This is a genomic window from Streptomyces sp. NPDC001890 (assembly GCF_042891445.1).
GTDB lineage: Bacteria > Actinomycetota > Actinomycetes > Streptomycetales > Streptomycetaceae > Streptomyces.
The window spans coordinates 389499-405407 of sequence record NZ_JBIATE010000005.1 but is presented as its reverse complement, the minus strand read 5'-3'; the positions used below and the strand labels follow the sequence as shown (position 1 = coordinate 405407).

Genomic DNA, 15909 nt, shown 5'->3' with positions numbered 1-15909 from the left:
AAGGACGAGGGCGAGGGCGGCCGTCGGCTGGCGGAGTTCCTGGCGGGCCAGAAGTTCATCTGACCCCGTCCGTGGCCCCGGCCCCGGTGTGTGTCTGCTGGGGTTGTGGTTCCTGTTGTGTCCCCCGGTGTTTCTTCGTTACTCGCAGGAGATTGAAGTCCCATGGCTGAAGTTCTGGTTTTTGTCGATCACGTGGACGGTGCGGTTCGCAAGCCCACGCTGGAGTTGCTGACGCTGGCGCGTCGTCTGGGTGAGCCGGTGGCGCTCGCGGTGGGTGCGGGTGCTTCCGGTACGGCCGGGGTGCTGGGTGAGCACGGTGCGGTGCGGGTGCTGACGGCCGAGGACGCCGAGTTCGGTGAGTTCCTCGTGGTGCCGAAGGTGGATGCGTTGCAGGCGGCGTACGAGGCGGTGTCGCCGGTGGCGGTGCTGGTGCCGTCGTCGGCGGAGGGCAAGGAGATCGCGGCGCGTCTGGCGGTGCGGATCGGTTCGGGTCTGATCACCGATGCGGTGGATCTGGAGGCCGGTGAGCAGGGTCCGGTGGCGACGCAGTCGGCGTTCGCGGCGTCGTTCACGACGCGGTCGCGGGTGTCGCGGGGCACGCCGGTGATCACGGTGAAGCCGAACTCGGCTCCGGTCGAGCCGGTGGCGGCGGCGGGTGCGCCGGAGGTGCTGGCGGTGTCGTTCTCGGCGCCGGCGACGGCGGCGCGGGTGACCGCGCGGACGCCGCGTGAGGCGACGGGCCGGCCGGAGCTGACCGAGGCGGCGATCGTGGTCTCGGGTGGCCGGGGGGTGAACGGTGCGGAGAACTTCGCGCTGATCGAGGCGCTCGCGGACTCGCTGGGTGCGGCGGTGGGTGCCTCGCGTGCGGCGGTGGACGCGGGGTGGTACCCGCATTCCAACCAGGTCGGCCAGACCGGCAAGTCGGTCTCCCCGCAGCTGTACATCGCGTCGGGGATCTCGGGTGCGATCCAGCACCGGGCCGGTATGCAGACCTCGAAGACGATCGTCGCGATCAACAAGGACGCCGAGGCCCCGATCTTCGACCTCGTGGACTACGGCGTGGTCGGCGACCTCTTCCAGGTCGTTCCCCAGCTCACCGACGAGGTCAGGTCCCGCAAGGGCTGACCCCGGCCGGGGGCCGGAACATCCCTCATCGAACGGTCCGGGGCCGTGTGGTGCACACGCACCACACGGCCCCGGACCGTTTCCGTCCGCCGTCGCGAGCGACAGTGCGGCCAGAGTAAAAGCATGGCAAAACGCGCTCGTCGAGCGGCTGCCCGGACCGTCTGAGCGATCCTTTTCGGACTTTCCCGCCCGCCGGGCCCTCCCGGCTCCGGAAGCCCCGCGAACGGCCCTATGCTCTACACGTCTGTAGAGCACGGGAGCCCCCTCGGCGTTCCCGTGCTCCCCCGTACCCCTCGTACGCACGTAAGGGAGTGGACGCCGCCATGGTGTTCAAACGACTGCTCGGCTCGCTCGGTGTGGGCGGCCCAACCGTCGACACCGTCCTCACCACCGGGGCGATCGCTCCCGGCGGCCCCCTGTCCGGCCAGGTCCATCTCAAGGGCGGCAGCGCCGGCTTCGACATCGACCACATCGCGCTGGAGCTCGTCGCGCAGGTGGAGGCCGAGCACGAGGAGGGAGAGGACGAACGCGTCGTGGCCTTCGAGCGCTTCACCGTCGGCGGCGGCTTCCGGCTGGCCGAGGGCGAGCTGCTCAGCCTGCCGTTCACGGTCACGCTGCCGTGGGAGACGCCGATCACCGAACTGTACGGGCAGAGCCTCGGCATCGTGCTCGGCGTGCACACGGAGCTGTCGGTCGCCGGGGCCAGGGACAACGGTGATCTCGACCGGCTCATGGTGAGCCCGCTGCCGGTGCAGGAGGCGATCCTCGAAGCGTTCGGACAGCTCGGCTTCGGTTTCCGGTCCGCGGACCTGGAGTACGGCCGCATCGGCGGCACCGGCCAGCAACTCCCCTTCTATCAGGAGATCGAGCTGACCCCGCCGCCGCGGTACGCGCACGCGGTCGAGGAGATCGAGGTGACCTTCCTCGCCACCGCGGGCGGCATGGAGGTGGTCCTGGAGGCGGACAAGCGCGGCGGGCCGTTCTCCGACGGGCACGACGCCCTCACCCGGTTCACGGTCGCGCACGACGGAATCCACCATCAGGACTGGCGGGCGCTCGTCGAAGGCCGGCTCCAGCAGCTGATCGAGCACCGTTCGGCGTACGCGGCGGGTTCCGCGTACGGGCACGGCGACCCGTACGCCGGGCACCACGGCGACGGTCACGGTCACGGCCACCACGAGGACCGGCATCACCACGACGGGCACCGCTCCGGTCCGGGCGTGGGAACGGCCGTCGCGGTGGGTGCGGCCGGGCTCGCGGTCGGCGTCGTCGGAGGCATGGTCGCCGCCGAAGTCGTGGACGAGGCAGGGGACTTCTTCGAAGGCGACAACGACGACGACGGCGATGACGAGGGTGGCGACGACTGATGTTCGGAATCAGCGAGATCGCGATCATCCTGATCGTGGTGATAGTCCTTCTGGGCGCCAAGCGCCTGCCCGATCTGGCCCGTTCCGCGGGCAAGTCGGCCCGCATCCTCAAGGCCGAGGCGAAGGCCATGAAGGAGACGAAGGGCGCCGAGGACGAAGCGGGTGCGCCCCGCGTCATCCGTGGCGAGACCATCGGCCGTCGGGACGCCGGGGAGCCGGAACCGGATGCGGGGCAGCAGCCCCGGGGCAGGGCGTAGGACCGCCGGTCCGGGCCGGCGCCCGGACCATCAGGGCGTGCACGCCTGCGAGATCGACAGGCTGTTCTCGTACAGATGGAGCCGGGTGATCCGGCCGCCCTCGGCGGTGAGGCGCAGCGCGAAGGGGCCCTCGAAGGACTTTCCGGTCGCACGGACGGTCCCCGCGAGATGCCCCATCAGGACGGCGTCGGTTCCGTCGACGAGGAAGGTGTCGATGGAGGCGCGGGCGTCCTCGGGCACGGTGTGATCGGCCAACTCCGCGAATTGGGAGGCGCATTCGGCGGCGGTGGAGCGGGGCCGGATCCAGGGCACCGCGGGGTTCTCGGCGAGCAGCCAGTCGACTTCGTCGGCGAAGAGCGCGGTGAGCCCTTCGGTGTCCCCCGCGATACGGAGGTCGAGGAACTTCTGAACGGTGGCGCGGGTGGCGTCCGCGGTGTCGGTGTGATTCATGTGCCCCAGCCTGCCAAGGCGCTGACGGGCCGTCGATTACCTCGGGGGTAAGGACGGGCGGAACTGCGGACGGGCGGCGGGCCGGCCGGTTCTCGGGCCCGGTGGCTTCCCCGATCCGGTAACGGCGCCGGGGCCGCGGCATGCCGGCAGAGCACGGTCTAGAGTGCGATGCACAGTATGTGCGCTTCTGCCCCATGTCGGAGCAACGAACGCAGGGGCCACGCCGCACCTTGGAAGGGAACGAAACCGTGCATGGCGAGTACAAGGTGCCCGGCGGCAAGCTTGTCGTCGTGGATCTGGACGTCGAGGAAGGCGTACTGCGCAATGTGCGCGTCGCCGGGGACTTCTTCCTGGAGCCCGACGAGGCGATCCTCTCGATCAACGGGGCCCTGGAGGGTGCCCCGTCCTCGACGGACGCCGCAGGCCTGGCGGCCCGGATCACGGCGGCACTGCCGGAGTCGGCCGTCCTGCTCGGACTGACCGCGGAGGGCGTCGGCATCGCCGTCCGGCGAGCGCTGGCCCGCGCGACCGAGTGGAGCGACTACGACTGGCAGCTGGTGCACACGGAACCACAGGCCCCGGCCCTGCACATGGCACTGGACGAGGTCCTCACCACCGAGGTGGCCGCCGGGCGGCGGGCTCCCACGCTGCGGGTCTGGGAATGGGCCTCGCCCGCCGTGGTCATCGGCAGCTTCCAGTCGCTGCGCAACGAGGTGGACCCCGAAGGGGCGGCGAGGCACGGCATGACCGTGGTGCGCCGCATTTCCGGTGGCGGGGCCATGTTCGTGGAGCCCATGAGCACGATCACCTACTCCCTGTCCGTGCCGGAGTCGCTGGTCTCCGGGCTGTCGTTCGCCGACAGCTACGCCTACCTCGACGACTGGGTGCTGGGCGCGCTCGGCGACATGGGCATCAAGGCCTGGTACCAGCCGCTCAACGACATCGCCACCGAGGCCGGAAAGATCGCCGGCGCCGCTCAGAAGCGGATCGTCGGCGTCGACGGCGGCCCTGGAGCCGTCCTGCATCACGTGACGATGTCGTACGACATCGACGCGGACAAGATGCTGGAGGTGCTGCGGATCGGCAAGGAGAAGATGTCCGACAAGGGCACCAGGAGCGCCAAGAAGCGCGTCGACCCGCTCCGCCGTCAGACCGGCCTCGCGCGGGAGCAGGTGATCGAGAACATGATCGCCTCCTTCCGCGACCGCTACGGGCTGACCACGGGTGCGGTCACCGCGCAGGAGATGGCCCGGGCGCAGGAGCTGGTGCGGACGAAGTTCGGCACCGGGGAATGGACCGCTCGGGTGCCGTGAGGCCGGTGGGCTGCCGTGAGACCGCTCGGGTGCCGTGAAGCCGGTCGCGGCCTCAGGCTCTCGTCGTCGGCAGTTCCTGCTCGGTCCAGATGATCTTGCCGTCGGCCGTGTAGCGGGTGCCCCAGCGCCGGGTGAGCTGGGCGACGAGAAAGAGCCCGCGGCCGCCCTCGTCCGTGGTGCGGGCGTGCCGGAGCCTCGGCGAGGTGCTGCTGGTGTCGGCGACTTCGCAGATCAGGACGGACTGGCGCAGCAGCCGGATCCGGATCGGCCCGCTGGCGTAGCGCACCGCGTTGGTGACCAGTTCGCTGACGATCAGCTCGGTCGTCATCACCAGCTCCTCCAGGCCCCAGGCGCTCAGCTGCCGGGCGGTCCGGGCCCGGACGCCGGCGACGACGGCCGGGTCGGCGGTTACTTCCCAGGAGGCGATGTGGTCCGCGCTCAGCTCGTGGGTACGGGCGAGCAGCAGGGCCACGTCATCGGGCTGGGGCACCGGGACCAGCTGTTCCACGACCGCGGCGCACAGGGCGTCGAGCGGAAGTCCGCGCTGTGCCAGGGCGCCGCCGAGGCGGGACATGCCGAGTTCGGGATCCTGGTCCCTGCCTTCGATCAGGCCGTTGGTGTAGAGGCCGATCAGGCTTCCCTCGGGCAGTTCGGTCTCCGCCGTCTCGAAGGGCAGCCCGCCCAGGCCCAGGGGCGGTCCCGCGGGCAGTTCGAGGAAGGTGATGCGGCCGTCCGGGGCGACGACGACGGGCGGCGGGTGGCCGGCGCGTGCCATGGTGCAGCGCTGGGTGACCGGGTCGTAGACGGCGTAGAGGCAGGTGGCGCCGAGTACGGGCGTGCCCTGCTCCCCGCTCTCGGGTTCCTCGTCGCTCAGCCGGAGCACGAGGTCGTCGAGGTGGGCGAGGAGTTCGTCGGGCGGCAGGTCCATGTCGGCGAGGGTGTGCACCGCGGTGCGGAGCCGGCCCATGGTGGCCGCGGCGGCGATGCCGTGGCCGACGACGTCGCCGACGACGAGGGCGACCCGGGCGCCGGACAGCGGGATCACGTCGAACCAGTCGCCGCCGACACCGTCCTTGACGTCCGCCGGGAGGTAGGAGGAGGCGACGTCCAGGGTCATTCCGCCGGGCAGTGTGTGCGGGAGCAGGCTGCGCTGGAGGGTCAGCGCGGCAGCGTGCTCATGGGTGTAGCGGCGGGCGTTGTCCACGCACACGGCGGCCCTCGCCACCATCTCGCGTGCCGAAAGCACATCCTCCGGTTCGAAGGGGGCGGGGTTCACCGACCGTACGAAGGTGGTCAGGCCGAGCACGGTGTCACGGGCCCGCATCGGTACGCAGATGACGGAGTGGAGTCCGTACTCCCGGATGCTCGCCGACCTGTCGGGCTGTTCGGCCGCCCACAGATGGTCGTCGGGGTCGACGACCGGGATGAGGAGGGGTTCGCCGTCGATGAGGTACCGCATGTCGTGGGGCGGGGGCACGAAGTCCACCGGGTCCCCGACCTGGCGGATCGCCTCCGGACAGCCCTCGCGCACCGAGCTCATCCCGGCGCGGCGCATCCTCGGCCGGGACGTGCTGAAGGCCCCTGACCGGATCAGCTCCGCACCGGACAGCCCCGTGCCCAGCGGCCACGGGCCGGGGACGCCGGGGCTGGTGACCGGCTCCAGGAGGTCGACCATCACGAAGTCGGCGAATCGCGGCACCGCGAAGTCGGCCAGTTCCTGAGCCGTGCGCATCACGTCCAGGGTGGAGCCGATGCTGGCTCCGGCGTCGTTGACCAGGGCCAGGCGCTGCTGGGCGTTCCACCGGTCGGTGACGTCCAGGACCATGTAGCACAGGCCGGTGACCACGCCTTCGCTGTCGATCAGCGGGAGGTACGAGGTGGAGTAGGCGCGTTTGCGGCGCGGATCGGCCCAGGTCCAGCCCAGGTACTCGTAGTCGATGACCGGGACCCCGGTGTCCAGCACACCGCGCATCAGCGTCTCGATGGCCTCGGTCTCCAGCCCCGGGAGCACATCGCTCAGATGGTGGCCCACGCGGTTCTCGCGCGGGACACCGCCGAAGCGTTCCAGGGTGTCGTTCATCCAGACGTAGCGCAGGTCCTGGTCCATCACCGCGATGCCGATCGGCGAACCGGACAGGAAGGCGTCCAGCACGGACTGCCCGACCGTCCACTCCGGCCGCCGTTCGCTTCCGGAGACCAGGAAGCACTCACGGCCGTCCAGGTGAAACGCGGCCGAGACCCGCAGGTCCACCTCGATCCGGCTGCCGTCGCGCCGCCGTACGTCCACGACGCCGCGCCACCCCACGCCCGCCCGGCAGCGCTCGGCGATCCCCGCCACCCGTACGGGATCCTCCGGCATGGCGAGCAGGAGCCCGGCGGACCGCCCGACCACCTCGGCGGCCTGGTAGCCCAGCAGTTCCTGCGCGCTGTGCGTCCAGCCGACGACCGTTCCGCTGCTGGCGACCACCACGGTCGCGTCGTTCGCCGTGTCGTGGGAGTGCCGGGGTGTGCGGGGCGGCGAGGGTTCGCCGGGCTCCGGCTCCGGGCCTGCACACGCCATACCTGACACCACCCATCCGCTCCCTGTCCATGATCCCGCCTCCCGCGCTCAGGTGCGAGCGACGACGCGGAGGGTCGCGGCCGGGCGGGGGCGGGAGGCGGTCAGCGCGTCGTGCCCGGCCCGGACCGGGCGGGCGGTGCCGGGGGCCGGTGCTCGTACCAGCGCCGGTCGGCCTCCAGCTGGGCGGCGAGGGAGATCAGGCGTTCCTCGCTGCGGGAGGGGCCGAGCAGCTGTGCGCCGACGGGCAGCCCGTCGGCGGTGAACCCGGCCGGTACGTTGATGCCGGGCCAGCCCAGTACGTTCCAGGGCCAGGCGTACGGGCATGCCTCGGTCATCGCCAGATCGGTGCGCCAGGCGCTCAGCCCGTCGAAGCGGCCGATCGGTGGCGGCGGCAGAGCGGTCGTCGGGGTGAGCAGTACGTCGTACCCGGCGCCGGCCCGGGACGGGCGGAAGAACCCGCCGATCCTGCGGTGCTGGCGCACCTCGCGCTCCCTGGCCGCCCGTACCACCCGGCCGCCGAGCCGGGTGCCGGTGCGCAGCGCGCTGCGGGTGCGCGGGTCGAGGAGCGCGGGGTCGGGGTGGCGGGCGGCGAGTTCGGCGATCCCGGCGGTGGCGCGGGGGACGAACCCGAGGCCGATCAGCCCGTAGCGGGGCCTGGCCTCCTGGACGTCGTGTCCCAGGCGGGCGAGGGCCTCGGCCAGTTCGAGGACGGCCCGGCACACATCGGGGTGGGGTGCGGAGCCGGTGAGGGTGAGCGGGGGGCGCCAGGCGAGAGCGATGCGCAGCCGGCCGGGGTCGCGGCGGGCGGCGGCGGAGGCGGCGACGGGCGGCGGCCGGTGCTGGTCGTCGGGGTGGGCGCCGGCGACCGCGTCGAGCAGCAGGGCGGCGTCGGCGACGGTCCTGGCCAGTGGTCCGTTGACGGTCAGGCCCTGGAAGGCGTCGATGTGCGGATGGCCGGAGATCCGGCCGCGCTGGGGTTTGATGCCGACGAGATGGGTCCAGGCCGCCGGGATGCGTACGGACCCCGCGCCGTCCGAGCCGAGCGCGGCGGGCACCAGACCGGCCGCGACGGCGGCGGCGGAGCCACCGGACGAGCCGCCGGGGGTGTGGCCGGTGTGCCACGGGTTGCGGGTGGCGCCGAAGGCGGGGCCCTCGGTGAACGGCCACTGGCCCAGCTCGCAGGAGTTGGTCTTCCCGACGATCACCGCCCCGGCCGCCCGCAGCCGGCGCACGGCCTCGCTGTCCGTGGTCGCGGCCGGCAGATCGCCGTCGCAGCCGAAGTAGGTCGGCATCCCGGCGACGTCCGTGTCGTCCTTGACCGCGACCGGTACGCCGAGCAGCGGCAGCCGCTCCCCCGCCGCGAGCCGGCGGTCGGCCTCGGCGGCCTCGGCGAGCGCGGCCTCGGCACGCAGATGCCGGAAGGCGTTGAGGGTGCCCTGGCTCGCTTCGATGCGGCGCAGCGCGGCGGACACCTGCTCGGCCGAGGTGGTGCGGCCCTCGGCCAGCTCCCGCGCGCTGTCGGCCAGTCCGGCCCGGCCGGCCGGTCCGGTGGTTCCCACCGCTTCCGTTGAGTACATGGGCTGACCGCCTTCCTCGTGTCGGAGGACAGCCGCGCGGGGCCGGTGCGCCGCGCGCCTGGTACGCCCGAACGAACTTACCGGAGGGTAATGAGGAATGAGCGGTCCGCTCAACCGTTCGGTGGAAAGCGGCCCGAGGCACGTCCCACGCACGTTCGGGCGGCGCCCGGTCGCATCCGGGGAGTGTCAGTGCCGCTTGCTACGTTCGGCGGTGGCAGAAGACAGCGAGAAAGTACTGGTGGAGGGCGCGTGGAAGCAGAGTTCGAGGGCGAGTTCGAGACGCATCTGACGGTGCGCCTCGATCCCCGCGCCGACGACGGGACGGGGGACGCGCGGGAGGCCGGCCGGCTGGGGCGCTGGGCGGAGCGCAACGGACTGAAGCTCACCCGTATCCTCCTGGACCGCGGCGCCACACCCGACCAGCCCATGCTGACCGAAAGGGGGCGGGGTTCGCTCTCCGGGCAGCGGGCCGCCGCCGGGCTCCGGTCGGCCGAGCTGCGCGCCGCGGGCTTCGCCGTCATACGCGTGAAGATCGAGGCCGCTCCGTGGAACGAGGACATACCGCGGACGGCCGACGAGGCCGCCGTACTCTCTCCCGACTGCCACTTCGAGCATCACGTCAAGCTGCTGCTGACCGGTGAGCCGCAGCTCGCCGTCGCACGGGCGGTGGCCGAGCGGCACGGCGCGCGCCTGTCGCGCAATGCCCGCCGCACCACCGGTCCCGGACGCCACGAGCGGTTCGTCACGCAGCGCTGCCACGCGGTGGGCCGTCCGGCGGCGAGGGCGGAGCTCGACGCGCTGCTGGGCGGGCTGGCCGCCGCCGGACTCGAAGTGCTGGAGGTCGAGGAGGAGTTCGTGGTGCACGACGACCATCCGGCGGTGGACGCGGGCTGGCTGGACCAGCGGGCCGGGGTCGGGCTGTGAGCGCGGACGACCGGGCCTTCCCGGGGGAGCCGGAGCACGTCCGGCCCTTCCCCGGGGAGCCGGAGTACGAGGACCCGTCGCTCGCACCGCGCTGGCGGGCCGCCCGGCGCGCCGTCCAGGACCATCTGCTGCGTGTGATCGCCGGGTCGCCCTGGGGCGACGGTCTGATCCTGCGCGGCAGTGTCCCGCTCCAGGCGTGGGTGGGCGCGGCCGCGCGGGAGCCGGGCGACCTGGACTGGATCGTGCTGGAGCCGTCGGAGGACGACTTCGTCGACGGCCTCGATCCCTACCCGTACGTCAACTCGTTGGAGGCCGTCCAGCAGTGGCCGGAGGCCGCGCACGGCGCGGCCGCTCCCGAGCTGCTGACGGACGGCGAGTGCCATGACACCGGCGGCGCCCGGCCCGTGGTGGCGCCGGAGGGGCTGCACTGGATCGAGGCCGGGGAGAAGGATCCCCCGGCCTCCCCCGCCGAGGAGGTCGTGGCCGCGCTGGCCGCCGGTCCGCCGCTGCCCGAGGGGATCCGCATCGACCCGCTCCGGGTGAAGCCGGACGGCACCTGGATGTACCGGACGTACGAGACGCCAGGGGTGCGTGTCGTCGTCCCCTGGGAGGCCGACGGGCTGCCGCCGGGCGAGTTGCGGATGGACTTCGCCACGGACGAACGGCTCCCCCAGGCCCCGGGGTGGACGGCCTGCCCGCGCGGCGACGGCGGGCCCCCGATCCCCGTGCGCACCGCGGGCCCGGGGCTCTCCCTCGCCTGGAAGCTGCTGTGGCTCGCCGAGGACCAGGAGGCGGAGGGCCGGTCGGGGGCCAAGGACCTGTACGACGCGGTGCTGCTCGCGGAGCACCACGCGACCGTGCTGTCGCCCCGCCTGCTGCGCACGGTGCTGGGTCCGCACGCGCCGGGGTTCACGCCCGGGGCGGTGCTGGACTGGTTGGTGGACTGGGCCGCGTTCCACGCCGGGCATCCGTGGGTGGAGGGCGGACCGGACCGGCTGCGGGAGCGGCTGGCCGCCGCGCTGCCACGGCTGCTGGAGCAGAGCGTTCCGTAGCACCGCGGTGGCCCGTGGGCGCTCCGCCGCGCGACCGCATCCGCCCCGGCGTACGCTCGGAAGGGTCGTACGGCAATCGGATGGCACCTGCACAGGCCCTACGGGCACTACCAGGGAGGCGACGTGACCGGTCGACACAGGGGCACACGCCGGGCCGCCTGGGCGGCGGCCGTCGTGCTGGGAATCACCGGCGCCGGCGTCCTGGGCAGCGGTGCGGCACAGGCGGACAACGGCATCGACAAGCTCTCCGCGCAGCAGATCGCGGACCGCTCCCGTGACGCCCTCCTGAGCGCCCGTTCCCTGCACCTGAGCGCCCGCGGCGAGCTGGGGGAAGGCACGCCGCCGATGAAGCTGGAGCTCTCCCTGGACCGGGACGGCAACTGCAACGGGTCGGTCGATCTGGGCCGGAGCCAGGGGTCGGTCCAGATCGTGAAGCGCGGCGACGACGTCTGGGTCAAGCCGGACGCGAACTTCTGGAAGAACCAGGTCCCGGGCGGTGGTTCGGCCTTCGCCGCGATCCTGAACGGGCGCTACATGAAGGGGTCGGCCGACGATCCCCGGCTGCGCGATCTGGCGAACGGCTGCGATCTGGACACGTTCCGGAAGCTGGTCAGCGACAACGCGGACAACGACCGGGGCACGCTGAACAAGGGCCACAAGACCACGCTCGACGGGGCTCCGGTGGTGCCGGTGACCAGGATGCGGGACGACCGCACGGTGACCACGTACGTCGCGGCCACCGGCAAGCCGTACCCCGTGAAGATCACCGTTCGGGGCGGCGGGGCGGACGCGGTCGTGGGCTTCTCGGCCTTCGACAAGCCGGTGCCCACGACCACGCCGCCGCCGGACCAGACCTACGACATCAGCGCCCTGCTGGGCCGTACGTCCGCGCCGGTGTGACGCCGGACCGCCCGCTGAGCACCACGTACAGCACGAGCGACGAGGCGAGCCCGACCGCCCAGCCGTAGTCCGCGAGCGGTTTCAGGAACGGGATCAGGCCGTCGGCCGGGAACGGGCCCGCCCCGGGGGCGGAGTGGGAGCCCCCGATCGCGAGGACGCCGCCGACGGCGAACGCCACGACCGCCCGCCAGTTCCAGCCGTTCGTGTACCAGTAGCGGCCGCCGGGGCGGTAGAGGTCCGCGAGGTCGAGCACGGTGCGGCGGACGATCCAGTAGTCGGCGATCAGGATGCCCGCGACCGTTCCGAGCAGTCCGCCGACCAGCCCGAGCCAGGTGAAGATGTACAGCTCGGGGGTCTCGGTGAGCTTCCACGGCATGATGAGGACGCCGACGACGCCCGTGATCAGCGCGCCGGTACGGAAGTTGATGAACCGGGGCGCGAGGTTCGCCAGGTCGTACGCGGGTGACACGACGTTGGCCGCGATGTTCACGGAGACCGTCGCGACCAGCACCGTCACCAGGGCGTAGAGCAGCCCGAAGACGTTGTCGGTCCGCGCCACGAGCTGGACCGGGTCCCAGATGGCTTCCCCGTACACCGCCTGTGAGCCGGAGGTGACCAGGACCGAGAGCAGGGCGAACAGCGTCATCGTGGTCGGCAGGCCGAGCGACTGGCCCCGGATCTGGGCGCGTTGGCCGGCTCCGAAGCGGGTGAAGTCGGGGATGTTCAGCGAGAGCGTGGCCCAGAAGGCGATCATGCCCATCAGCGAGGGGAAGAAGACCGGCCAGAACTCCTTGCCCCAGCCGAGCTTCGAGGGCTGGTCGAGCAGCGGGCCGAAGCCGCCCGCCTTGACCGCGATCCAGACCAGCAGCACGACGGCACCGACGATGACGAACGGTGCCGCCCAGTTCTCGAACCGTCGCAGGGCGTCCATGCCCCGGTAGATGATGGCGAGTTCGAGCGCCCAGAAGAGGACGAAGCAGAGCCAGAGCGTCCACGGCTGGCCGCCGATCTCGGACGCCTTCGCCCAGCCGCCGAAGATCTTCCCCAGCAGGGTGAAGATGCCGACGCCGCCGATCCAGGTCTGGATGCCGAACCAGGCACAGGCCACCGCGGCCCGGATCAGGGCGGGCAGATTGGCGCCGCGCAGCCCGAAGGAGGCGCGGGCCAGCACCGGGAAGGGGATGCCGTACTTGGGTCCGGCGTGCCCGGTGAGCAGCATGGGTCCGAGCACGATCAGGTTGGCCAGCGCGATGGTGAAGACGGCCTGTTTCCAGTCCATGCCGAGGGCCACCAGGCCGGAGGCGAGCAGCCAGGACGGGATGTTGTGGGCCATGCCCACCCAGAGCGCGGTGAAGTTGTACGTCGTCCAGCGGCGCCGTGCCAGCGGGACGGGCAACAGGTCCTCGTTGACGAACCGGTTGTCGGTGGGAACGGCGCCGGGCGCGAGTTCGACGCGGCCCGAGGGGTCGGGTATCGGGTCCTGCGGTGGAGCGGGTGGAACCGGTGGGACGGACGATGTCATGGCGGCTGGACCCTTCGCTCGGGAACGGGGCCGTGCGGGGCGGAGTGCGGGAACGGTGACAGGCAGCGGGAGGCGGCCGTGCGGGGACGAGGAACAGCAGGGAGCGGTGCGGGGACGGGGGTGCGGACAGCCATGGGGAGTACGCGGGAGCGGGACAGCGGAAGAGCGGGCGAGGCGCGGGTCAGTCGGACAGGGCGGGGATGATCCGCGCACCGTAGGCGTCGATCGTCGCCTCCCGCGCATCGTGCATGTTGTATACGGCGAACTGGTCGACGCCCAGGTCGCGCAGGGCCCGCAGCTTCTCGATGTGCGCCTCGGCGGGGCCCAGCAGGCAGAACCGGTCGACGATCTCGTCCGGCACGAAGGTGGTGTCGGGGTTCCCGGCCCGGCCGTGGTGGCTGTAGTCGTAGCCGGTCCGCCCGGCGATGTACTCGGTCAGGGCCTCGGGGACGAGCCCGGAGTGCGCGCCGTACCGGGAGACGAGGTCCGCGACGTGGTTGCCGACCATGCCGCCGAACCAGCGGCACTGCTCGCGGGCGTGGTCGAGGTCGTCGCTCACATAGGCGGGGGCGGCGACGCAGATGGTCACGGAGTCCGGGTCACGGCCGGCCTCGGCCGCCGCGTCCCGTACCGCCTTGATCATCCACTCGGTGAGGAACGGGTCGGCGAGCTGGAGGATGAAGCCGTCGGCCTTCTGTCCGGCCAGGGCGAGCGCCTTCGGGCCGTACGCGCCCATCCAGACGGGCAGTCTGCCGTCCTTCACCCAGGGGATCTGGACCGGCTGGCCGTCGACGGTCGCCTCCCGTCCCTCGGCGAGGTCGCGGATGACGTCGATGGCCTCGCCGAGGCGGGCCAGGGTGTTGGGTCTGCGGCCGGCGACGCGCATCGCCGAGTCGCCCCGTCCGATGCCGCAGACGGTGCGGTTGCCGAACATGTCGTTGAGGGTGGCGAAGGTGGAGGCGGTCACCTCCCAGGTGCGGGTGCCGGGGTTGGTGACCATGGGGCCGACCACGAGGTGTTCGGTGTGTTCGAGGATCTGGCTGTAGATGACGAACGGTTCCTGCCAGAGCACCGTCGAGTCGAAGGTCCAGCCGTAGCGGAAGCCGTTGCGTTCGGCGCGGCGCATCAGGCCGACGACGGCCGAGGCGGGCGGATCGGTCTGGAGGACGAGTCCGAAGTCCATGACGGGTGCTCCTAGTCCAGGTACTGACAGGTGGCTCGCGGGGTGTACATGCCGTGTCCGGCCCGGCCGGTGAACTTCCTCGTGTCGATGACTACTTCACCGCGCGAGAGGACCGTCTCGACCTGGCCGGTGATCCGCTTTCCCTCGTACGCCGAGTAGTCGACGTTCATGTGGTGGGTCTCGGCGGAGATGGTCTGTTCGGCCGCCGGGTCGTAGATGACGACGTCGGCGTCGGCGCCCGGGGCGATGGTGCCCTTCTTCGGGTAGAGGCCGAACATCCGGGCCGGGGAGGCGCAGGCGATCTCGATCCAGCGGCGGCGCGAGATGTGGCCGTCCAGGACCGCCTGGTGGAGGAGGTCCATCCGGTTCTCCACGCCGGGCATGCCGTTGGGGATCTTCGAGAAGTCACCCCGGCCCATCTCCTTCTGGCCCGAGAAGCAGAAGGGGCAGTGGTCGGTGGAGACGACCTGGAGTTCGTTGTTCCTGAGCCCCCGCCAGAGCGCCTCCTGGTGTTCCCTGGGCCGCAGCGGGGTGGAGCAGACGTACTTGGCGCCCTCGAAGTCCGGCTCGGCGAGGTTGTCGGTGGAGAGGAAGAGGTACTGCGGGCAGGTCTCCCCGAAGACCGGAAGTCCCTTGTGGCGGGCGGCGGCGACCTCGGCGACCGCCTCGTCCGCGGAGACGTGCACGACGTACAGCGGGGATCCGGCGACCCGGGCGAGCTGGACGGCGCGGTGGGTGGCCTCGGCCTCCAGCGCCACCTTGCGCACGTCGCCGTGGTAGCGCGGATCGGTGCGGCCCTCGGCGAGGGCCTGTTCGACGAGTACGTCGATGGCGATGCCGTTCTCCGCGTGCATCATGATCAGGCCGCCGTTGTGAGAGGCCCGTTGCATGGCGCGCAGGATCTGGCCGTCGTCGCTGTAGAAGACGCCGGGGTAGGCCATGAACAGCTTGAAGGAGGTGACCCCCTCCGAGACCAGCAGGTCCATCTCCTTGAGCGAGGACTCGTTCACGTCGGAGAGGATCATGTGGAAGGCGTAGTCGACGGCGCACTTGCCGTCGGCCTTCGCGTACCAGGCGTCGAGACCTTCGCGGACCGCGCGGCCCACGGACTGGATGGCGAAGTCGACGATCGTGGTGGTGCCGCCCCAGGCGGCCGCCCGGGTGCCGGTCTCGAAGGTGTCGGCGGCGTAGGTGCCGCCGAACGGCATCTCCATGTGGGTGTGCGCGTCGACACCGCCCGGGATGACGTATTTGCCGGTGGCGTCGATCCTGCGGTCGGCGCTCCAGCTTCCGGCCGCGTCGCTGTCGTGCGCCGCGAGGGCCACGATGCGGCCGCCCTCGATGAGTACGTCGGCATGCATTTCGTCGGACGCGGTGATGACGAGACCACCGTGGATGACGGTGCGGCTCATGTACCCCTCCTCACTCGTGGCGGAATGGGTCTACGCACGTAGACAAGGTGCGTGATGAAGAACGTAGAAGTGGGTTACCCACTGTGGCAATACCGCTGCCGCTAACCGCTGAAGACGTTTCTGTTTCATCCGCCCGGCACTCCACCGGCCCACAGCCGCGGCGATGACCACGACCATCACCGAATAACGGAACGGTTACAGGTCTGGTCCACATGTTGAGTACGGTTCATGCGCCCGTCCCGTACGTGGCGTGATCCGATCACCACC

13 protein-coding genes are annotated in these 15909 nt (G+C 71.5%); 7 read left to right on the top strand and 6 right to left on the bottom strand.

The annotated features are described in order from the left end of the window. The first annotated feature begins 162 nt into the window (after nt 1–162). The 3 genes from ACFYY1_RS18210 (at nt 163) to ACFYY1_RS18200 (ending at nt 2749) form a co-directional block, all read left to right on the top strand. Nucleotides 163–1125, top strand: a complete 963-nt coding sequence (locus tag ACFYY1_RS18210; RefSeq protein ID WP_388586247.1) for an electron transfer flavoprotein subunit alpha/FixB family protein — start codon at nt 163–165, stop codon at nt 1123–1125. Nucleotides 1126–1448: 323 nt separating this feature from the next. After that, a complete protein-coding gene (locus ACFYY1_RS18205; protein ID WP_388586244.1) occupies nt 1449–2492 on the top strand; it encodes a sporulation protein in 1044 nt (347 codons plus the stop codon). Continuing rightward, complete coding sequence (locus ACFYY1_RS18200) at nt 2492–2749, top strand: twin-arginine translocase TatA/TatE family subunit (protein ID WP_388586242.1); 258 nt, start codon at nt 2492–2494, stop codon at nt 2747–2749. The genes ACFYY1_RS18205 and ACFYY1_RS18200 overlap by 1 nt, the downstream gene beginning before the upstream one ends. 30 nt (nt 2750–2779) lie before the next feature. Here ACFYY1_RS18200 and ACFYY1_RS18195 read toward each other — a convergent pair whose 3' ends face one another. Further along, nucleotides 2780–3199 (bottom strand): nuclear transport factor 2 family protein, encoded by a 420-nt coding sequence (locus ACFYY1_RS18195; RefSeq protein ID WP_388586239.1) that lies wholly within the window; start codon nt 3197–3199, stop codon nt 2780–2782. 248 nt (nt 3200–3447) lie between these two features. Here ACFYY1_RS18195 and ACFYY1_RS18190 point away from each other — a divergent pair, with 248 nt between their 5' ends. Continuing rightward, the gene (locus ACFYY1_RS18190) at nt 3448–4512 is read left to right on the top strand and encodes a biotin/lipoate A/B protein ligase family protein (protein ID WP_388586238.1); all 1065 of its coding nucleotides are present in this window, start codon (nt 3448–3450) and stop codon (nt 4510–4512) included. Nucleotides 4513–4564: 52 nt separating this feature from the next. On the opposite strand, the gene ACFYY1_RS18185 is transcribed toward ACFYY1_RS18190, so the two are convergent. Beyond that, nucleotides 4565–7072: a SpoIIE family protein phosphatase gene (locus tag ACFYY1_RS18185; RefSeq protein ID WP_388586235.1), complete on the bottom strand. Its 2508-nt coding sequence runs from the start codon at nt 7070–7072 to the stop codon at nt 4565–4567. Nucleotides 7073–7173: 101 nt separating this feature from the next. Then, a complete protein-coding gene (locus tag ACFYY1_RS18180) occupies nt 7174–8649 on the bottom strand; it encodes an amidase (protein WP_388586232.1) in 1476 nt (491 codons plus the stop codon). A 249-nt stretch (nt 8650–8898) separates the two neighbouring features. Here ACFYY1_RS18180 and ACFYY1_RS18175 point away from each other — a divergent pair, with 249 nt between their 5' ends. The 3 genes from ACFYY1_RS18175 to ACFYY1_RS18165 all read left to right on the top strand — a co-directional run bounded on the left by ACFYY1_RS18175 (nt 8899) and on the right by ACFYY1_RS18165 (nt 11525). Then, the gene (locus ACFYY1_RS18175; protein ID WP_388586229.1) at nt 8899–9573 is read left to right on the top strand and encodes a hypothetical protein; all 675 of its coding nucleotides are present in this window, start codon (nt 8899–8901) and stop codon (nt 9571–9573) included. Continuing rightward, on the top strand, nt 9570–10625 hold the full coding sequence (locus tag ACFYY1_RS18170) for a nucleotidyl transferase AbiEii/AbiGii toxin family protein (protein ID WP_388586227.1): 1056 nt from the start codon (nt 9570–9572) through the stop codon (nt 10623–10625). The genes ACFYY1_RS18175 and ACFYY1_RS18170 overlap by 4 nt, the downstream gene beginning before the upstream one ends. Before the next feature lie 123 nt (nt 10626–10748). Beyond that, nucleotides 10749–11525, top strand: coding sequence for a hypothetical protein (locus ACFYY1_RS18165; protein WP_388586225.1), 777 nt, complete (start codon nt 10749–10751; stop codon nt 11523–11525). Here ACFYY1_RS18165 and ACFYY1_RS18160 read toward each other — a convergent pair. From ACFYY1_RS18160 to hydA, 3 genes are all read right to left on the bottom strand, one after another. Beyond that, nucleotides 11488–13047, bottom strand: a complete 1560-nt coding sequence (locus ACFYY1_RS18160; protein WP_388586223.1) for an NCS1 family nucleobase:cation symporter-1 — start codon at nt 13045–13047, stop codon at nt 11488–11490. The genes ACFYY1_RS18165 and ACFYY1_RS18160 overlap by 38 nt on opposite strands. A 181-nt stretch (nt 13048–13228) precedes the next feature. Then, nucleotides 13229–14230: a TIGR03842 family LLM class F420-dependent oxidoreductase gene (locus tag ACFYY1_RS18155; RefSeq protein ID WP_358950065.1), complete on the bottom strand. Its 1002-nt coding sequence runs from the start codon at nt 14228–14230 to the stop codon at nt 13229–13231. An 11-nt stretch (nt 14231–14241) separates the two neighbouring features. Further along, the gene (gene hydA, locus ACFYY1_RS18150) at nt 14242–15642 is read right to left on the bottom strand and encodes a dihydropyrimidinase (protein ID WP_388586221.1); all 1401 of its coding nucleotides are present in this window, start codon (nt 15640–15642) and stop codon (nt 14242–14244) included. Between the last annotated feature and the right edge of the window lie 267 nt (nt 15643–15909).

Coding starts and splice junctions, on each gene's coding strand:
- ACFYY1_RS18210 (WP_388586247.1), top strand. CDS start 163: ATGGCTGAAGTTCTGGTTTTTGTCGATCACGTGGACGGTGCGGTTCGC.
- ACFYY1_RS18205 (WP_388586244.1), top strand. CDS start 1,449: ATGGTGTTCAAACGACTGCTCGGCTCGCTCGGTGTGGGCGGCCCAACC.
- ACFYY1_RS18200 (WP_388586242.1), top strand. CDS start 2,492: ATGTTCGGAATCAGCGAGATCGCGATCATCCTGATCGTGGTGATAGTC.
- ACFYY1_RS18195 (WP_388586239.1), bottom strand. CDS start 3,199: ATGAATCACACCGACACCGCGGACGCCACCCGCGCCACCGTTCAGAAG.
- ACFYY1_RS18185 (WP_388586235.1), bottom strand. CDS start 7,072: ATGGCGTGTGCAGGCCCGGAGCCGGAGCCCGGCGAACCCTCGCCGCCC.
- ACFYY1_RS18180 (WP_388586232.1), bottom strand. CDS start 8,649: ATGTACTCAACGGAAGCGGTGGGAACCACCGGACCGGCCGGCCGGGCC.
- ACFYY1_RS18160 (WP_388586223.1), bottom strand. CDS start 13,047: ATGACATCGTCCGTCCCACCGGTTCCACCCGCTCCACCGCAGGACCCG.
- ACFYY1_RS18155 (WP_358950065.1), bottom strand. CDS start 14,230: ATGGACTTCGGACTCGTCCTCCAGACCGATCCGCCCGCCTCGGCCGTC.
- hydA (WP_388586221.1), bottom strand. CDS start 15,642: ATGAGCCGCACCGTCATCCACGGTGGTCTCGTCATCACCGCGTCCGAC.